Origin of the sequence: Aeromicrobium alkaliterrae, assembly GCF_039529015.1 — a bacterium.
Taxonomy (GTDB): domain Bacteria; phylum Actinomycetota; class Actinomycetes; order Propionibacteriales; family Nocardioidaceae; genus Aeromicrobium; species Aeromicrobium alkaliterrae.
The window spans coordinates 1,077,828-1,094,977 of the sequence record NZ_BAAAME010000002.1; the positions used below are offsets into that span (position 1 = coordinate 1,077,828).

Below are 17,150 nucleotides of genomic sequence, written 5' to 3' on the forward strand. Positions count from 1 at the left end.
ACACTCTGTAGTAGTACGACATGGAATTGAGGTTCCGGTGCGCACCTTGTCGACCCGGCGGCGGCATCCCCTGGCCAACGTCCTCGTGATCCTCGGGGCGCTCGCCGTGGCCGCGGTGCTCTACATGGCGTTCGCGCCCAAGGGAGCCACGGCTGAGACGTCCTCCCTCGACGACATCGAGGCCGGACGCGACCTGTTCGTGATCGGCTGTGCGAGCTGCCACGGGCAGAACGCCGAGGGCATCACGACCACGAGCGACGGCAACTACGGCCCGTCCCTGATCGGCGTCGGCGCTGCCGCGGTCGACTTCCAGGTCGGCACCGGCCGCATGCCGATGGCCCAGACCTCGCCGCAGGCGCCGCGCAAGACGCCGGAGTACACCGACGAGGAGACCCGTCAGCTCGCGGCGTACATCGCCTCGCTGGCGCCCGGTCCGTCGGTCCCCGAGGACGAGTACCTCGAGTACGAGGGCGCCTCGGCCGAGGAGATCAGCCTCGGCGGCGAGTTCTTCCGCACCAACTGCACCGCGTGCCACAACTCGGTCGGCGCCGGCGGCGCCCTGCCGGGTGGCCGCTTCGCGCCGACGCTCGAGGGTGTCAGCGCCAAGCACATCTACGAGGCCATGCAGACCGGCCCGCAGCAGATGCCGGTCTTCTCCGACGACGTCATCACGCCCGAGGACAAGCGCGCGGTCATCGCCTACATCAAGGCCGTCCAGGACCAGCCGAACTACGGCGGCTTCGGCGGCGGCGGCATCGGCCCCGTGGCCGACGGCGTGTTCGTCTGGATCTTCGGCATCGGCGGCCTCGTCGGCTTCGCGATCTGGATCGCGGCGCACGGCACCCGTTCGAAGAAGAAGCCCGCAGGAGCAGGAGCAGAGCAGTGAGTGAGCTCGAGAAGCACGGCTCCGACGCGCAGGTCGCCGAGCCCATCGCCGATCCGGGTCTGCCGGAGCACGCGTACCGCGTCACCGACGTCGACGAGGCACAGGCCCGTCGCACGGAGCGTCAGATCTCGCTGATGTTCGGCATCGCGGCGGTGCTGGCCCTGGGCTTCGCGGTCGCGTACTTCACGATCGACTTCGACGAGACGTTCCTCGGCTGGTCGGCGCAGAACTTCGCCCTCGGTGCCACGTTCGGCGGCTCGCTGCTGCTGATCGGCATCGGCATCATCCAGTGGGCCAAGAAGATCATGCAGGACCACGAGATGGTCGAGCTGCGTCACCCGGCCAAGTCGTCCGACGACGACCGCACGGCGGTGCTCGCCGACCTGAACGCCGGCATCAAGGAGTCGCAGATCGGGCGTCGCCCGCTCATCCGCAACTCGCTGCTCGGTGCGGTCGGCATGCTCGCCATCCCGGGCGTCGTGCTGCTGCGCGACCTGGGTCCGCTCCCCCACGGCCAGGCCCACACGGTCTGGAAGAAGGGCATGCGGGTCGTCAACGACATCTCCGGCCTGCCGATCCGTCCCGCGGACCTCGAGGTCGGCCAGCTCGTGAACGCCGAGCCCGCCGTGTTCTTCCCGGCCGAGGGCGAGGACGAGGCCGAGATCCACGGGCACGAGCTGCTCGCCGCCAAGTCCAAGGCCGCCGTCATCGTCGTGCGCATGCGCCCCGACGACATCACCCCCGACGCCGAGAAGGCGAACTGGGGCATCGACGGCATCCTCTGCTACTCCAAGATCTGCACCCACGTCGGCTGCCCGATCTCGCTCTGGGAGCAGCAGACGCACCACCTGCTCTGCCCCTGCCACCAGTCGACGTTCGACCTCGCCGACAACGGCAAGGTCATCTTCGGCCCGGCTCACCGTCCGCTCCCCCAGCTCCCGCTGGGCCTGGACAGTGAGGGCTACATCATCGCGATGAGCGACTTCCTCGACATCGTGGCTCCGAGCTACCCCGAGCTGGCGCGTGACCAGAAGAAGCTCGACGAGGAAAACAACCGAGGTGGTGCGTGATGGCGACTGACACCTACACCGACATCCAGGACACGAAGGTCGGCCAGAAGGCCGCCGGACCTGTCGGCTGGATCGACGACCGCCTCGGCGTGGCGGGGATCGCGCGCAAGAACATGCGCAAGATCTTCCCCGAGCACTGGTCGTTCATGCTCGGCGAGATCGCGCTGTGGAGCTTCGTCGTGCTGCTCATCAGCGGCACGTTCCTGACCCTGTGGTTCCAGCCCAGCATGGGCGAGACGATCTACGACGGCTCCTACGAGCCGCTCAAGGGCATCGAGATGTCGTACGCGTACGCGTCGACCCTCGACATCTCCTTCGACATCCGTGGCGGCCTGCTCATGCGGCAGATCCACCACTGGGCGGCGGCGCTGTTCGTCGCGTCGATGATCGTGCACATGCTCCGCGTGTTCTTCACGGGTGCGTACCGCAAGCCGCGCGAGGTCAACTGGCTCATCGGCGTCGGCCTGCTGGTGCTGGGCATGGTCGAGGGCTTCGCGGGCTACTCGCTCCCCGACGACCTGCTGTCCGGCACGGGTCTGCGGTTCGTCGACGGCCTGATCCGCTCGATCCCGCTGGTCGGCTCGTACGTCGAGTTCTTCCTGTTCGGCGGCGAGTTCCCGGGCGACCTGATCATCCCGCGCCTCTACATGGCGCACATCCTGCTGATCCCGGCGCTGATCCTGGGTCTGATCGCCGCGCACATGCTGCTGCTCGTCTACCACAAGCACACGCAGTGGCCTGGGCCCGGACGCACCAACGAGAACGTCGTCGGCTACCCGATGCTCCCGGTGTACGCGGCCAAGGCCGGCGGATTCTTCTTCGTCGTCTTCGGCTTCACGGCGCTGTTCGCGGCCATCATCCAGATCAACCCGGTCTGGGCGTACGGTCCGTACAACCCGTCCGAGGTCACGGCCGGTTCGCAGCCGGACTGGTACATGGGCTTCTCCGAGGGCCTCGTGCGCCTCATGCCGGGCTGGGAGAGCACGTTCTTCAACCACACGTGGAGCTGGAACGTCGCGATCCCGGGTCTCGGCGGCCTCGGCCTGCTGTTCACCGCGCTGGCCCTGTGGCCGTTCATCGAGCGCTGGATCACGCAGGACGACCGTGAGCACCACCTGCTCGAGCGTCCGCGCGACGCGCCGACGCGCACCGCGCTCGGTGTGGCGGGCATGACGGCGTACGGCGTCGGCTGGGCCGCGGGCGGCAACGACATCATCGCGACCCACTTCCACATGGACATCTTCATGCTGACGTGGATCTTCCGGATCGGCTTCTTCGTCTTCCCGGTCGTCGCGTTCCTGATCACGCGCCGCATCTGCATCGGTCTGCAGCACCGCGACCACGACACGGTGCTGCACGGCTACGAGACCGGCGTCATCGAGCGGTCGCCCTCGGGCGGCTACAGCGAGCGCCACGCTCCCCTGCCGGTGGCCGACCAGTACACGCTCACGGCGCGTCAGCGTCTCCCCGAGCTCGAGGCGGCCGAGACCGTCGACAGCAACGGCGTGGCTGCTCCGGCGGGCCGCAAGGACAAGCTGCGGGCGCGTCTGCGTCACTTCTACTACCAGGGCGTGCTCGACAAGCCCACGGTCGAGGAAGTGCACCACGCGGAGGAGCACCTCGGGGACTTCCAGGGCCACCCCAACCAGATCGGCGACGACTTCGGTGGCGTCTCCGACGCGGGTGTCCCCAAGTCGCACTGATCACCAGCACCACGGTCGAAGGCCGGTTCCCCACCTGGGGAGCCGGCCTTCGCCGTTCCCCACCCCACCCCACCCCGGGCGGTGACCTAGTCGCCCATCCCGCCCCCGAGCGGTGAGCTAGTCGCCCATCCGGCCCTGCGAAGGACGACTCACTCACCGCTCCCCCGGGAAAAGGGCGACGAGCTCACCGCTCCCGGCCCTGCGGGCGACCAGCGGCCCGCACAGAACCGCCCACCGACCACCGCCCCGGGCGGTGAGATAGCGACCAGTGCCGAGCTCGGGCGGTGAGTGTGGGACCTGTGAGCAGGCTCCACTGGTCCCACACTCACCGCCCGGTGCCGGCACTGGTCCGAGACTCACCGCTCCCCCGGGCTGGGGACTGGGCAGGGCGGCCGCGAGGGCGAGGGTCAGGCGGCGGGGGCCTGGTAGAGGGCGGAGCCCTTCTGGTACTCCTCCCACGGGACGTTCCAGTCGGTCCAGCCATTGCCCGCCTCGAGCGGACGGGAGCCGTTGACGAAGTTCACGACGTCGCCGCGCTGGGACTCCTGGAACAACGTGCCCGCGTTCTCCAGGCTCATGCCGGTGCAGCCGTGGCTCACGTTGGCGCGGCCCTGCTGACCGACCGACCACGGCGCCGCGTGGATGAACTCGCCCGAGTAGGTGAGGCGCATGGCCCAGCGCACGCCCTCGACGCGGTAGTAGCCCGGATCGCTGCTGTCGACGCCCGTCGTGGCCGCGTCCATGTCGATCGACTCGTGCTTCTCCATGATGATCTTGGTGCCGATGCGCGTCTGGTGGGTCGAGTCGCCCGTCGTGACGGGGTACGTGGCCGAGACCTGACCGTCGCGCTCGACCGACATCGTGTGCCCGCCGATGTCGACGGTGTAGATGTGCGAGCTGCCGACGGTAAAGTCGATCACGCGGCTCTCCTGACCGTACATGCCCTCACCGGCGGGGACGCTGTTGAGGTCGAGCTGCACCTGCACCGAGGTGCCGGCCTGCCAGTACACCTGCGGACGCCAGTGCGCCTCGGAGTCGTTGAGCCAGTACCAGCTGCCCGCCTGCTGCGGCGTGCTGACGACGTTCATGTGCTGCTCGAAGGCAACGTGGTCGGTGACCGGGTGGTCGAACAGCACCACGACCGGCATGCCGACGCCGACCGTCTCCCCCGCCAGCGGCGCGACGGACGGGAAGATCTCGTTCTCCTCGGCCACGGCCTGCGACGTGAACGTGCGGCTGAGCTCGATCGTCTCGCCGTCGTCACCGACGGCCGTGGCGGCGAGCGTGTAGGTCGTGGAAGGCTCCAGGCGCGCACCCGCAGCCCAGGTCGTGACACCCTCCGCGGGTGCCTCGGCCGACGGCGCCGGACTGGCTCCGGCGCTCGTGTCGCTGCCGCCCTCGGCGACCGGAGCACCCTCGATCGCGGTGCCGTCAGCGGCCGTCAGCGTGACCGACTCGAACGTGCCGTGCTGCAGGCCGACCTCCACCACGGTGGAGACGTCGACGTCGGCAGCGGCGTCCTCGACGTTCGCGTTCAGCACGGCGGCCTGGGCGACCTCGCGGTCAGGCTCCGACGAGCCGCCGGTGCATCCGGCCAGGACCAGGAGCGTCGCCAGCAGCAGGAGGGGAAGTTTCTTCACGCACCCATGGTACGTCGGGCGACGGCGCATTCCGTGGCGGCGAGGGCCGTGACGACCTCGCCGACGATGACGATCCGGTGTCAGTGCTTGTGGACGCCGCGGTAGAACTCGAAGACCCAACCGACGAGGGCGATCACGCCGACACCGACGCCGATGATGAACAGCCACCAGCCGAACACGACGCCGAGCACGATCGTCGCGAACGACATCGCGGCCCAGAGCGGCCACCAGCTGGACGCCGGGAAGAAGCCCAGCTCACCGGCGCCGTCGATGATCTCGGCATCGCTGCGGTCCTCAGGGCGATCCGGGATCTGCCGGGCGACGACCGCCAGGTAGAACACGATCAGGACGCACAGCAGGGTCGTCATGAGCAGCGCCACCGACCCGGTGACGTCGCCGGACAGCACCCAGTAGATCGGGGCGATCAGTGCGAAGAAGATGCCGCACGATGCGATCGTCCAGAGCTCGGCCTTCATCGATCAGGACTCCTTGTTCGTGCCGGGCTTGCCGTTGACGTCCGGGGCATCGGCGAACGCCGACTGCTCGTCGGGGTTGTCGCGCAGCTCGAGCGCCGCGATCTCCGGGTGGTGCAGGTCGAACGCAGGGCTTTCCGAGCGGATGCGGGGCAGCGAGTGGAAGTTGTGACGCGGCGGGGGCGAGCTCGTGGCCCACTCCAGCGATCGGCCCCAGCCCCACGGGTCGTCCAGGCCGACCTTCGGGCTCTTGCGCGACTTCCAGACGTTCAGGAAGAAGGGCAGCATCGACGCGCCCAGCAGGAAGGCGCCGACCGAGGAGATCTCGTTGAGCGTCGTGAACCCGTCGCTCGGCGAGTAGTCGACGTAGCGGCGCGGCATGCCCTCGACACCCAGCCAGTGCTGGACGAGGAAGGTCAGGTGGAAGCCGATGAACAGCAGCCAGAAGTGGATCTTGCCGAGCTTCTCGTCGAGCATGCGCCCGGTCATCTTGGGCCACCAGTAGTAGAAGCCCGCAAACATCGCGAACACCACGGTGCCGAAGACGACGTAGTGGAAGTGCGCCACCACGAAGTAGGAGTCGGACAGCTGGAAGTCCAGGGCCGGCGAGGCCAGGATGACGCCCGTCAGACCGCCGAAGAGGAAGGTCGTGAGGAAGCCCAGCGAGAAGATCAGAGGGGTGTCGAATGACAGAGATCCCCCCCATAGTGTTCCGATCCAGTTGAAGAACTTCACGCCGGTCGGGACCGCGATCAGGAACGTCATGAAGCTGAAGAACGCCAGGTCGACCGCACCGGTGACGTACATGTGATGGGCCCAGACCGCGACCGACAGGGCCGCGATCATCAGCGTCGCACCCACGAGGCCGACGTAGCCGAAGATCGGCTTGCGGGCGAAGACGGGCAGGATCTCGGTGACGATGCCGAAGAACGGCAGGGCCAGGATGTAGACCTCTGGGTGCCCGAAGAACCAGAACAGGTGCTGCCACATGATCGGGCCGCCGTTGGCCGCGTCGAAGACGTGGGCACCGAACATGCGGTCGGCACCGAGCGCCAGGAGCGCCGCACCGAAGATCGGGAAGGCGATCAGGGCCAGGAGGCTCGTGACGAGCGCGTTCCAGACGAAGATCGGCATCCGGAACATCGTCATGCCGGGCGCACGCATGCAGAAGATCGTGGTCGTGAAGTTGACCGCACCGAGGATCGTGCCGATGCCCGACAGGTACAGGCCCATGACCCACAGGTCGCCGCCGACGCCGGGCGAGTTGATCCCGTCCGACAGCGGGGCGTAGGCGAACCAGCCGAAGCTGGCAGCACCGCTGGGGGTGAAGAAGCCGGAGACCGCGATCAGCGAGCCGAACAGGTACAGCCAGTAGCTGAACATGTTGAGGCGCGGGAACGCGACGTCGGGCGCACCGATCTGCAGCGGCATGATCACGTTGGCGAAGCCGAAGAACAGGGGCGTCGCGAACATCAGCAGCATGATCGTGCCGTGCATCGTGAAGAGCTGGTTGTACGTCTCGTCGTCGACGAAGGTCGTGCCCGGGCGCGCCAGCTCGGCGCGGATCACCAGGGCCATCACGCCGCCGATGATGAAGAACGCGAACGACGTGACCAGGTACATGTTGCCGATCACCTTGTGATCGGTCGTGGTCAGGCAGTTGACGATCTTCTGCGGGAGCGTCTTCTCGACGTGACCGTGCGCGGGGGCCGCGTGTGCGTCACCGATGTCGAACGCGGCGGTGGTGCTGGCCATCAGTCCTCGGCTCCTTCGGGATCAAGTCCGGCGATCGTGTCGGCCTCGGCGGCGCCCGTGGGGCGACCGGTGTTGCCCTCGCTCTCGAGGGAGGCGAGGTGCGCGTCGTACTCGGCGCGCGAGACGACGTTGACCTTGAAGATCATCCGTGAGTGGTACAGACCGCAGAGCTCGGCGCACCGTCCGGTGAACGTGCCCTCGCGCGTCGGGGTGACGTCGAAGGAGTTCACGCGTCCGGGGACGACGTCCATCTTGAAGTAGAACTCCGGGATCCAGAACGAGTGGATGACGTCGGGCGACTTCAGGTCGAAGCGCACCGACTCGTCGACGGGCAGCCAGAGCTCGGCCGGCGCGTCGGGCGTGCCGAAGTCGTAGACGTCGACGCCCGACGTGGCCTCCTCGTCGAGGTAGTTGAAGGCCCACTGCCACTTCGAGCCCACGACCTCGATCGTGTGATCGGGCTCGTCGACCTTCTCGAGGATCGCGTTCTGCGCCGTGACGGTGTGGAAGAAGAAGACCGCGACGATGATGACGGGCGCGAAGGTGTACAGCGCCTCGATCGGCAGGTTGTAGCGCACCTGCATGGGGATCTCGTCGTCGCTGCGGCGGCGGTAGCGCACCATGCACCAGACGAGCAGGCCGAAGACCAGGACGAAGATCACCGCGGTGGCGATCCAGGCACCCAGCCAGAGGTTCCAGATCTCGTCGGTTCGGTCGCTTCCGGCCACCGGGAGCGCCAAGCGCTTGATGTCGGAGTCGTCGACGGGAGAGCAGCCGCTCAGCACGACTGCGACAAGGGCGAGAACCGCCAACTTCAATCGACTCACGGGGCGCCTTTCTGGTTCCAGATCGTCACGTGATGACACGTGCACAGTACTCCAGCCGAACCCTCACCAGGAGGTAAGGGCATCCTATCTACGACATGGTGTCGGAGACACCTACGGGCGGGTGCCGGACACGGCGATCGCGCTCGCGACACGCTCGGCCGCAGGCTCGCCGTAGGCGCCCTTGAGGCGGGCCAGGAAGGCCTCCCGCTCCAGGACGTACTCCTGCGTGCCCGTGGTCTCGACGACGCTGGCCGCGATCGTGCAGCCGATCTGGGCGCACGTCGTGAGGTCGAGGCCGGCGGCGAGTCCCGCGAGGAATCCGCCACGGAAGCTGTCGCCGACACCGGTCGGGTCGACGGCCTCGACGCCCGCGATCGCGGGCACGTCGAAGCGCGTGCCGTCGGTGTCGACGACCGTCACGCCGTCCTTGCCCCGCGTGATGACCTGCACGCCGACGGCGGCCTTGACCTCGTCGGCCGTCCAGCCGGTCTTCTGCTCGATGAGCGCGGCCTCGTAGTCGTTGGAGAACAGGTAGGCCGCGCCCTCGATGAGCTGACGGATCAGGTCGCCGTCGGCCCAGGCGAGCTGCTGCGACGGGTCGGCCACGAATGGCAGGCCGATCTCACGCGCCGTGCTGGTGTGCCGCAGCATCGCGCCCGGGTCGTCGGGGCCGATCAGCAGCAGGTCGACCGGCGCCTCGGCGTGCAGCGCGGCGACGTCGATCGTGGCGGCCTCGGCCATCGCGCCGGGGTAGAACGTGACGATCTGCGCGTGCGCCTCGTCGGTCGTGATGGTGCACAGGGCGGTGTGCAGCGTGGGCGAGACGTGGACGCGCGAGCAGTCGACGCCGGCCGCCTCGAGCCAGGACTGGTAACCCTGCTCGGCGAAGTCGCGGCCCACGGCGGCGACGAGCGTCGGCCGCTGACCGAGCGTCGCGAGCGCGAAGCTGATGTTGCCGGCGCACCCGCCGCGGCGGATGTCGAGGTCCTGCACGAGGAACGAGACCGAGAGCTTGTCGAGCTGGTCGGGCACGAGCGAGTCCGAGAACCGGCCCGCGAACGTCTGCAGGTGGTCGGCAGCGATCGATCCGGCGATGGCGAGATGCATGGGAGCGAGCGTAGTGCGTGCCGGTGACGCCGACGTGACGACCCGGCCACAACGCAGAAGGCTCCCCGCACCACCGGTGGGTGGAGCGGGGAGCCGTCAGGCAGCTGGTGGACTCAGTGGAACGAGTCGCCGCAGGCGCACGAACCCGTGGCCATGGGGTTGTCGATCGTGAAGCCCTGCTTCTCGATGGTGTCGACGAAGTCGATCGAGGCGCCGTGGAGGTACGGCAGGCTCATGCGGTCGACGACGACGTTGACGCCGTTGAACTCGCGGATCTCGTCGCCGTCGAGCGTGCGCTCGTCGAAGAAGAGCTGGTAGCGCAGGCCGGAGCAGCCGCCGGGCTGCACGGCGATGCGCAGGGCCAGGTCGTCGCGACCCTCCTGCTCCAGGAGGCTCTTGACCTTCGCAGCCGCGAAGTCCGACAGCGTGATGCCGTCGGCCGGGGGGCTGGACTGGATCTCGACGTCGGTGGTGCTCTCGACGCTCATGTCATCTCCTGCGAGGTGGGGTGCGGGTGGCTCGGGTACTGCTCTCACGGGGTCAACCGCGCGCCGCGCGATTCTGTTCCCGCTTCCCCCATCGTACGCCCCACCCGTGACGGTCCGGGTCACGGCGACCAGGTGCGGGCCACCCGCGCGGCGAGGTCGGCGAGGTGACGGGACGGGTCGGCGAGGGCGGCCTCCTCCCCCACGACGTCCGCGACGGCGTAGGCCGACTCGACGCCCATGGCGCGCATCTCGCGGGCTCCGACGTCGACGCGGCCGGCCAGGACGATGCAGGGACGCGCCCGCTCGGCCGCAGCAGCAGCGACCCCGAACACGGCCTTCCCGGAGCGCGAGGTGATGTCGTACGCGCCCTCACCCGTGACGACGAGGTCGGCGGCGGCGACGTGGGTGTCCAGGCCGATCGCGTCGAGCACGACGTCGGTGCCTGGCGTCAGGGAGGCCCCCAGGAGGGCGAGGGCGAACCCGAGGCCGCCCGCTGCACCCGTGCCGGGCTCCTCGGCGATCCGCCGCTCGTGCGGGGCCGTGCCGCACACGACGTCCACGAAGGCGTCGAGCAGCCGGTCGGCGCGCCAGATCTGCTCGTCGTCCATGCCCTTCTGCGGTCCGAAGACGCGGGCCGCGCCGAACATCCCGAGCAGGGGCGCCGTCACGTCGACGGCACCGACGAGCTCGATGCCGTCGAGCACCTGCCGAGCGGCGGAGAGGTCGACCTCCTCGACGCCGTCGAGGCCCTCGGGTCCGTCCGCCAGGCTGACGTCGGCCGTGGCGCCGAGCGCGGCGAGCAGGCCCGCTCCCCCGTCGGTCGTGACGGAGCCGCCGAGCCCGACGACGATCCGACGGGGCCGGAACCGGGCCGCCGCCAGGATCGCCTCTCCCACGCCCGCCGTCGAGGCGCGCATCGGGTCGACGGTCGGCTCCAGCCCGTGCCCACAGGCCTGCGAGGACTCCAGGTAGACCGTGCCCTCGGCGACCACGAGCTCGACCGGCACGGGCGTCCCCAGCGGACCACGCACCACGACGGCCTCGAAGCGCCCACCGAGCGCCTGCGCGAGCACGCCGGCGAATCCCGGGCCGCCGTCCGCGACCGGCACGCACGTCACGACGTCGTCAGGAGCGTGCCGGTGCCATCCCTCGGCGATCGCGGCGGCCGCCTCGGCGGCGCTGAGGGTCCCGGCGAACTTGTCGGGTGCGACGAGCACCCTCACGTCAGACCGACCAGCTCACGGGGTCTGGGCCTTCTCGGCCGCGGCGAGCAGCACGCAGGTCGCGAGCGCCTCCATGGCGGCCTCGAGGTCGGTGAGCGACGGCAGCGTGGGGGCGACGCGGATGTTCTGGTCGCGCGGGTCGGTCTGGTACGGGAAGGAGGACCCGGCCGGCGTCAGCGCGAGGCCGATGTCCTTGGCCAGCTGCACGACCCGGTTCGCGGTGCCCTCGGTGACGTCCAGGCTCACGAAGTAGCCGCCCTTGGGCTGGGTCCACGACGCGACGCCGTGCGGCCCGAGGCGGTCGGAAAGCACGCGCTCGACGATCGCGAACTTGGGCTCGAGGATCGCGCGGTGGCGCTCCATGTGCGCCAGGACGCCGTCGGCGTCGCCGAAGAACCGCGCGTGACGCAGCTGGTTGACCTTGTCGGGCCCGATCGTGCGGAAGCCCAGGTGCCCGAGGTACCAGGCGACGTTCTCGGGCGAGCCGCCCAGGAACGAGACGCCCGAGCCGGCGAACGTGATCTTCGAGGTCGAGGCGAACACCAGCGGACGGTTCGGGTGCCCTGCGGCCGAGGCCAGCCCGAGGATGTCGGGGGTCTTGACCCGCTCGGCCGTCAGGTGGTGCACCGCGTACGCGTTGTCCCAGTAGATGCGGAAGTCGGGCGCACCCGTCTCGATCGCGGCGAGCTCGGCGGCGACGGACTCGCTGACGACGGCACCCGTCGGGTTGGCGTAGGTCGGGACGATCCAGATGCCCTTGACCGCCGGGTCGGCCGCGTGCTGGCGCACCTGAGCGACGTCGGGGCCGTCCTCGTGGAGGTCGACCGGGATGAGCCGGAAGCCGAGGTGCTCGGCGAGCGCGAAGTGGCGGTCGTAGCCCGGCGAGGGGCACAGGAACGCGATGTCCTGGCCGGCCCAGGGCGTGGGCGACTCCGGCGTGCCGTGCAGCAGCGCGAAGGCGAGGGTGTCGTGCATCAGCGAGAGGCTGGCGTTGTCGGCCGCGAGCAGCTGGTCGACCGGCACGCCGAGCAGCTCGGCGAAGATCTCGCGCAGCTCGGGCAGGCCGTGCAGGCCGCCGTAGTTGCGGGTGTCGACGCCCGCGGCAGAGCGGAAGTCGTCGCCCGGCATCGTCAGCAGCGCCGAAGAGAGGTCGAGCTGCTCCGGCGAGGGCTTGCCGCGGGTGATGTCGAGGGACAGGCCCGCCGACCCGAGGGCCGCGTAGGCGGCCTCCTGCTCGGCCTTGAAGGTGGACAGCTCGTCGGTCGTCAGTGACTGCAGGCTCACACCGTCAACCTACAAGGACGTCGGTGCGCGCGACAGGGGGCTCACGCCAGGTGCGGCGCGCCCCAGAGCGCGAGCCAGCGGGACAGGTCGGACTCGACCGGCACGTCGTTCGCGACCGCTCCGCGCACCTGCAGCTCGAGCGCGTTGTCGCGGCGCTGCTCGCCGCGCGGAGCGAAGGGGTAGAACGTGCCGCGCTTGAACAGGTAGACGAGTCCGAGCGGGCCGCCGTCCGGTGCCGTGAAGACCACCGTGGAGCACAGCAGCGAGCTGCTGAAGCCGGCCTGGGCAAGACCGGAGTTGACCGCGTGCAGGTCGGTGCAGAGCCCGGGCGCGTCGCCCGGACGGGTGACGGTGAGCCAGTGGAAGCCGAACGAGTCGTCGGAGCGTTCGACGGTCGCGGTGCCGTCGAGGCGCACGAGCTGCTCGGCCTCGTCGACCGAGAGGTTGTCGGCGTTGCCCTCGACGTCGCGGAAGCAGACACCGCCGGTGCCGGTGAACGTGAAGCCCTGCGCCTCCAGCGACAGCACGGCCTGCGGCACCTGGAACAGGATGTCGAGATCGGCCTCCGGCGGCTTGCTGCGGCCCAGGATCGCGTCGAAGAGGCCCATCACTGCTCACCCAGCTCGGCGCTGATCTGGGCCAGCTGCGCGAGGCGCTTCTCGAGCGGCGGGTGGGTCGAGAACATCGCGGACACCGAGTCGCGGTTGAGCGCCGGGGCGAAGAAGAACGCACTGACGGCGCCCGTGTCGCGCAGGTCGCGCGACGGGATCTGCGCCATGTCGCCCGAGATCTTGCTGAGCGCCGAGGCGAGCTGCGAGGGACGGCCCGTGATGTAGGCGCCCGAGCGGTCGGCGCTGAGCTCGCGGTAGCGCGAGAGCGAGCGCGTGAGCACGAAGCTGATCGCGTAGACCACGATGCTCACGAGGAACACGATCAGGAAGCCGATCGCGCCGTTGCGGTCGCGGCGGCCGGCACCGAGGTACATGCCCCAGCGGGTGATGAACCCCGCGAGGAGGCCGAGCGTGGACGCCACCGTCATGACCGTGACGTCGCGGTTGGCGACGTGCGCCAGCTCGTGGGCCAGGACGCCCTCCAGCTCGTCGGCCGTGAGGCGCTGCAGGATGCCGGTCGTGACGCAGACGGCCGAGTGGTTCGGCGTGCGGCCCGTGGCGAAAGCGTTGGGGATGTCGGTCTGGGCGACCGCGACGCGAGGCTTGGGCATGTCGGCCAGCGCGCAGAGGCGGTCGATCATGGCGTGCAGCTCGGGCGCCTGGTGCGGCTCGACGACCTGGGCGCGCATCGACTTCAGGGCGAGCGTGTCGGAGAAGTACCACTGGCCCCAGGCCATGCCGAGCACGATGACGAGAGCGATGAACCCGCCCCCGACACCTCCGCTGTTGAAGAACACGGAGATCAGCACCGCGCCGAACGCGACGTAGAGCAGGCCGAGGCCGAAGCTGACCCCGCCCATGCGCAGGGTCAGTCCACGGTCACTGCGGAAGCGACTTCGGGCCACGGCCCTCTCCTTCGTCGAGGGAACCGAACGCCTTGTCCCAGTTGGCGGCATCGGTGGGGTCGGCGAGCTCGTCGTAGGCCGCGGCGGTGGCCTCGGCCTCGCGGGTGTGGCGCTCGACGTCGTCCAGGTCGCCGGCGATGGCTCCCTGGTCGCGGTTGATGCGGTGCATCTCGGTCTTCGCCGTGGCGGCGGACTCGCGGGCCACGAGCGTGTCCTTGCGGATCCGGAAGTCCTCGATCTGCGTCTGGACCTGGTCGGCCGTGGCGGTCAGCTTCTGCTCGTCGGCCAGGAGCGTGGCGTGGCGCTCGGCGAGGTCGCCGATGGCCTTCTCCATCGTGACCTTGCGGGCCAGGGCGGAACGTGCACCCTCGTCGTCCCCGGCGCCGACGCGCTCGGCCGCCGTGGCGTCGAGCTGCGCGGCCTGCTGCTGCAGTCGGCCGAGCTGGAGCTCGACCCGGCGGCGGTTCGTGGCGAGGTCGGCCAGGGCCCGGCGCAGGTGCGCCAGCGTTCCCTGCTGGTCGCGCACGGTCGTGTCCATCCGCTCGCTCCACGCGTCGTCATCGCCCCGACGTGAACGAGCGATGCCCCGCATCCGGTCCCACAAGCCCATGCCTGCAGCCTACGGTGCTGCCGGAAGCCTGCACCGGGCTCCTCAGGACGACAGATATAGGGTGACGCCGTGACCGACCACGAGCAGACGCCCGAGGCCGGCGGCAAGGGCCGCCCGACGCCGAGCCGCAAGGACGCCGAGATCGCGCGCCGCCAGGAGCGGCGTCCCGCGATGACGCGCAAGCAGCGGGCCGAGCAGGACCGCAAGCGCCGTCAGGAGATCCGGACCAAGCAGCGCGAGGCGCTCAACACGGGCCGGGGCGACTACCTGCCGCCTCGTGACCAGGGGCCGATGAAGGCCCTCGTGCGCGACCACGTCGACCGTCGCCTCAACGTCGCGGAGTTCCTGCTCCCGATCCTGGTGTTCATGCTGCTGTTCAACATCATCGGCCCGAACTTCCTCAACGCCGCCGGCGTCGCGACCGTCGTGTCCGGCCTCTGGGCGTTCACGATCCTCGGCACCGTGCTCGACGAGGTCATGCTCGTGCGCAGCCTGAAGAAGGAGCTTCGCTCCCGCTTCCCCGACGCCTCGCACAAGGGCACGACGTCCTACGCCGTCCTGCGCAGCAGCCAGATCCGCCGCCTGCGCCTGCCGAAGCCCGTCGTCAAGCGCGGCGAGCAGCTCAAGGCGCGGTACTGAGAAAGTCACCGCCGCGCACCTGCGCGACGACGGTGGTCACCGACAAGCGGCCACGGACCACAGCGCGCCGGGCCTCCGGGCACGGCATCTGAGCGCTCAGCACGGCAGTTGGTCCCCGGGCACGGCAAATTTGCCGTGCCCGGGGACCAACTGCCGTGCCCTGTCAGCGCGAACGGTCGGATCACCCGAGCGGACGGGCCGGATCCTGGTCCATGCCCGCTTGTCCGTCACCACGGCACGAGGTCACGTGACCGAGGATTCGAGGCTCCTCGCTGGAGCTCGTCACACCTCAACCACCGGTGGTGACGGCTGCGAAGCTCACTCCGGGCTGAGGGACATCGGTCCGTAGACCTCTTTCCCGTCCTCCAGCAGTCGCACCTGCGCGACGCCGTCGTCGAGCAGGTCGGGGTACTCCTCGCCGATCCAGGACTCCGCGTCGCCGCGGGCGTCGAAGGTCTCGGACGTGCCGACGGTGTCGCCGTCGGCGTTCTCGTAGGTCCAGCTCCAGGCCATCGTGTTCTCCTTCAGCTTCCGCTGGTGGTGGCGGTGACGAACGGGGGCTTGACCACCGTGAACGCCTCCGAGCGCTTGCGCACGTCGACCGTCACGGCGGCCTGGTCGGGAACGCCCGGGTCGAGCAGGGCCAGACCGATGCCCTGGCGCAGGGTCGGCGAGAACGTGCCGGAGGTGATCTCGCCGATCACCGCGCCGTCCGCGTCGCGCACGACCATGCCGGGGCGCGGGATGCCGCGCCCCTCGGCCTTGAGTCCGCGCAGGGTGCGGACGGTCTTCTCGCTCCGCTGACGCTCGAGCGCCTCCTTGCCCCAGAACGTCGGCTTGCTCCAGCCGACCGCCCAGCCGGCGCGTGCCATGACCGGGCTGATCTCGTCGGAGAGCTCGTGGCCGTGGAGCGGGTAACCCATCTCGGTGCGCAGGGTGTCGCGGGCGCCGAGGCCGGCGGGCGCGATGCCGTGCGGCTGGCCGGCGGCCACGACCGCGTCCCACACGGCGCCCGCGCCGGCAGCCGGGACGACGAGCTCGTAGCCGCGCTCCCCCGTGTAGCCGGTGCGGCACACCGTGAACTCGTGCCCGTCGATCGCGCCACTCTCGAACGACATGTACTCGTGGTCGATCGGCAGGCCGAGGGCCGTCAGCACCTCGTCGCTCTTCGGACCCTGGACCGCGATGACCGCGAGCTCGCGGTGCTGGTCGACGACCTCGATGCCCTCGGGCGCAGCCGCCTGGAGCCGGGCGACGACCGCAGCCGTGTTGGCGGCGTTGGGGATCAGGAAGACCTCGAACGCGCTGCGCAGGTAGACGATCAGGTCGTCGACCGTGCCGCCATCGGCGTCGCAGCAGAGCGTGTACTGAGCCTTGCCCGGAGCGATGCGCCCGAGGTCGTTGGTGAGGCAGGCGTTGACGAAGTCGGCCGCGCCGGTGCCTCGCACGACGGCCTTGCCGAGGTGGCTGACGTCGAAGACGCCCACACCCTCACGCACGGCGGTGTGCTCGCTGACGACACCGGAGTACTCCAGCGGCATCTCCCAGCCGCCGAACTCGGCGAACTTGGCTCCGAGGGCCACGTGTCGATCGTGCAGGGGCGAGTGCAGCAGATCCATGTCGGCCAACCTACTAGCGGGTCACGCTAGGTTGAGGGCATGGCTGCCGCTCCTGGAAACAGCACTGCCCGCACCGACCTGCCGAGCGTGACGCTCAGCACCGCTCAGGCCCTCACCGCGAAGGCCGACGTGCTCGTCCTCGGCATCCGCGGCGAGGACGACCGCGAGGGGGTCGCCGACGCGCTCGACCTGCTGGGCTTCACCGGCAAGGACGACGAGGTCGTCGTCTTCCCCTCCGGTGACGCCGTCACCGCCGCGGTCGTCGTGGCCGTCGCGCTGCCGGCCGAGCCGACGGCCGCCCACCTGCCCG

At 69.7% G+C, this 17,150-nt stretch carries 17 protein-coding genes and 1 pseudogene; 5 read left to right on the plus strand and 13 right to left on the minus strand.

The genetic code is table 11. The features are described 5' to 3' along the window. Positions 1-37: 37 nt before the first annotated feature. From qcrC to qcrB, 3 genes are read left to right on the plus strand one after another with little or no spacing between them, the layout of a single operon-like run. Positions 38-886, plus strand: a complete 849-nt coding sequence (qcrC, locus tag ABD127_RS06435; protein ID WP_344198932.1) for a cytochrome bc1 complex diheme cytochrome c subunit — start codon at positions 38-40, stop codon at positions 884-886. Then, the gene (qcrA, locus tag ABD127_RS06440; RefSeq protein WP_344198934.1) at positions 883-1,956 is read left to right on the plus strand and encodes a cytochrome bc1 complex Rieske iron-sulfur subunit; all 1,074 of its coding nucleotides are present in this window, start codon (positions 883-885) and stop codon (positions 1,954-1,956) included. Before qcrC ends, qcrA begins: the two co-directional genes overlap by 4 nt. Next, a complete protein-coding gene (gene qcrB, locus ABD127_RS06445) occupies positions 1,956-3,659 on the plus strand; it encodes a cytochrome bc1 complex cytochrome b subunit (RefSeq protein WP_344198936.1) in 1,704 nt (567 codons plus the stop codon). Before qcrA ends, qcrB begins: the two co-directional genes overlap by 1 nt. Before the next feature lie 407 nt (positions 3,660-4,066). Here qcrB and ABD127_RS06450 read toward each other — a convergent pair whose 3' ends face one another. The 11 genes from ABD127_RS06450 to ABD127_RS06500 form a co-directional block, all read right to left on the minus strand. Further along, positions 4,067-5,299, minus strand: coding sequence for a L,D-transpeptidase (locus ABD127_RS06450; RefSeq protein ID WP_344198938.1), 1,233 nt, complete (start codon positions 5,297-5,299; stop codon positions 4,067-4,069). An 80-nt stretch (positions 5,300-5,379) separates the two neighbouring features. After that, complete coding sequence (locus ABD127_RS06455; protein ID WP_344198939.1) at positions 5,380-5,775, minus strand: cytochrome c oxidase subunit 4; 396 nt, start codon at positions 5,773-5,775, stop codon at positions 5,380-5,382. Positions 5,776-5,778: 3 nt separating this feature from the next. After that, entirely contained in the window at positions 5,779-7,527 is a 1,749-nt protein-coding gene (ctaD, locus tag ABD127_RS06460) for an aa3-type cytochrome oxidase subunit I (RefSeq protein WP_344198940.1), read from the minus strand. Continuing rightward, positions 7,527-8,354: an aa3-type cytochrome oxidase subunit II gene (ctaC, locus tag ABD127_RS06465; protein ID WP_344198941.1), complete on the minus strand. Its 828-nt coding sequence runs from the start codon at positions 8,352-8,354 to the stop codon at positions 7,527-7,529. Before ctaC ends, ctaD begins: the two co-directional genes overlap by 1 nt. A 111-nt stretch (positions 8,355-8,465) precedes the next feature. Next, a complete protein-coding gene (locus ABD127_RS06470) occupies positions 8,466-9,461 on the minus strand; it encodes a carbohydrate kinase family protein (RefSeq protein WP_344198943.1) in 996 nt (331 codons plus the stop codon). Positions 9,462-9,574: 113 nt separating this feature from the next. After that, the gene (locus ABD127_RS06475; RefSeq protein ID WP_344198945.1) at positions 9,575-9,949 is read right to left on the minus strand and encodes a HesB/IscA family protein; all 375 of its coding nucleotides are present in this window, start codon (positions 9,947-9,949) and stop codon (positions 9,575-9,577) included. Positions 9,950-10,068: 119 nt separating this feature from the next. After that, on the minus strand, positions 10,069-11,172 hold the full coding sequence (locus tag ABD127_RS06480) for a glycerate kinase family protein (protein WP_344198946.1): 1,104 nt from the start codon (positions 11,170-11,172) through the stop codon (positions 10,069-10,071). 15 nt (positions 11,173-11,187) lie between these two features. Further along, a complete protein-coding gene (locus ABD127_RS06485) occupies positions 11,188-12,456 on the minus strand; it encodes an aspartate aminotransferase type Ic (protein ID WP_344198948.1) in 1,269 nt (422 codons plus the stop codon). A 41-nt stretch (positions 12,457-12,497) separates the two neighbouring features. Further along, a complete protein-coding gene (pspAB, locus tag ABD127_RS06490) occupies positions 12,498-13,064 on the minus strand; it encodes a PspA-associated protein PspAB (protein ID WP_344198950.1) in 567 nt (188 codons plus the stop codon). Continuing rightward, a complete protein-coding gene (htpX, locus tag ABD127_RS06495) occupies positions 13,064-13,972 on the minus strand; it encodes a zinc metalloprotease HtpX (RefSeq protein WP_344198952.1) in 909 nt (302 codons plus the stop codon). Before htpX ends, pspAB begins: the two co-directional genes overlap by 1 nt. Next, positions 13,947-14,582 carry a PspA/IM30 family protein gene (locus ABD127_RS06500; protein WP_344198954.1) on the minus strand — a complete coding sequence of 212 codons (636 nt, stop codon included), beginning with the start codon at positions 14,580-14,582 and terminating at the stop codon, positions 13,947-13,949. Before ABD127_RS06500 ends, htpX begins: the two co-directional genes overlap by 26 nt. A 69-nt stretch (positions 14,583-14,651) precedes the next feature. On the opposite strand from ABD127_RS06500, the gene ABD127_RS06505 reads away from it, so the two are divergent. Beyond that, positions 14,652-15,221, plus strand: coding sequence for a DUF3043 domain-containing protein (locus ABD127_RS06505; protein ID WP_344198956.1), 570 nt, complete (start codon positions 14,652-14,654; stop codon positions 15,219-15,221). 318 nt (positions 15,222-15,539) lie between these two features. Here ABD127_RS06505 and ABD127_RS06510 read toward each other — a convergent pair whose 3' ends face one another. Both ABD127_RS06510 and gcvT read right to left on the minus strand, forming a co-directional pair. After that, positions 15,540-15,734, minus strand: coding sequence for a hypothetical protein (locus ABD127_RS06510; protein ID WP_344198958.1), 195 nt, complete (start codon positions 15,732-15,734; stop codon positions 15,540-15,542). 11 nt (positions 15,735-15,745) lie between these two features. Continuing rightward, positions 15,746-16,840, minus strand: a complete 1,095-nt coding sequence (gene gcvT / locus ABD127_RS06515) for a glycine cleavage system aminomethyltransferase GcvT (protein ID WP_344198960.1) — start codon at positions 16,838-16,840, stop codon at positions 15,746-15,748. Between the two features lie 39 nt (positions 16,841-16,879). On the opposite strand from gcvT, the pseudogene ABD127_RS06520 reads away from it, so the two are divergent. Continuing rightward, positions 16,880-17,150 (plus strand): annotated as a pseudogene (locus ABD127_RS06520) (hypothetical protein); the annotation flags it as partial.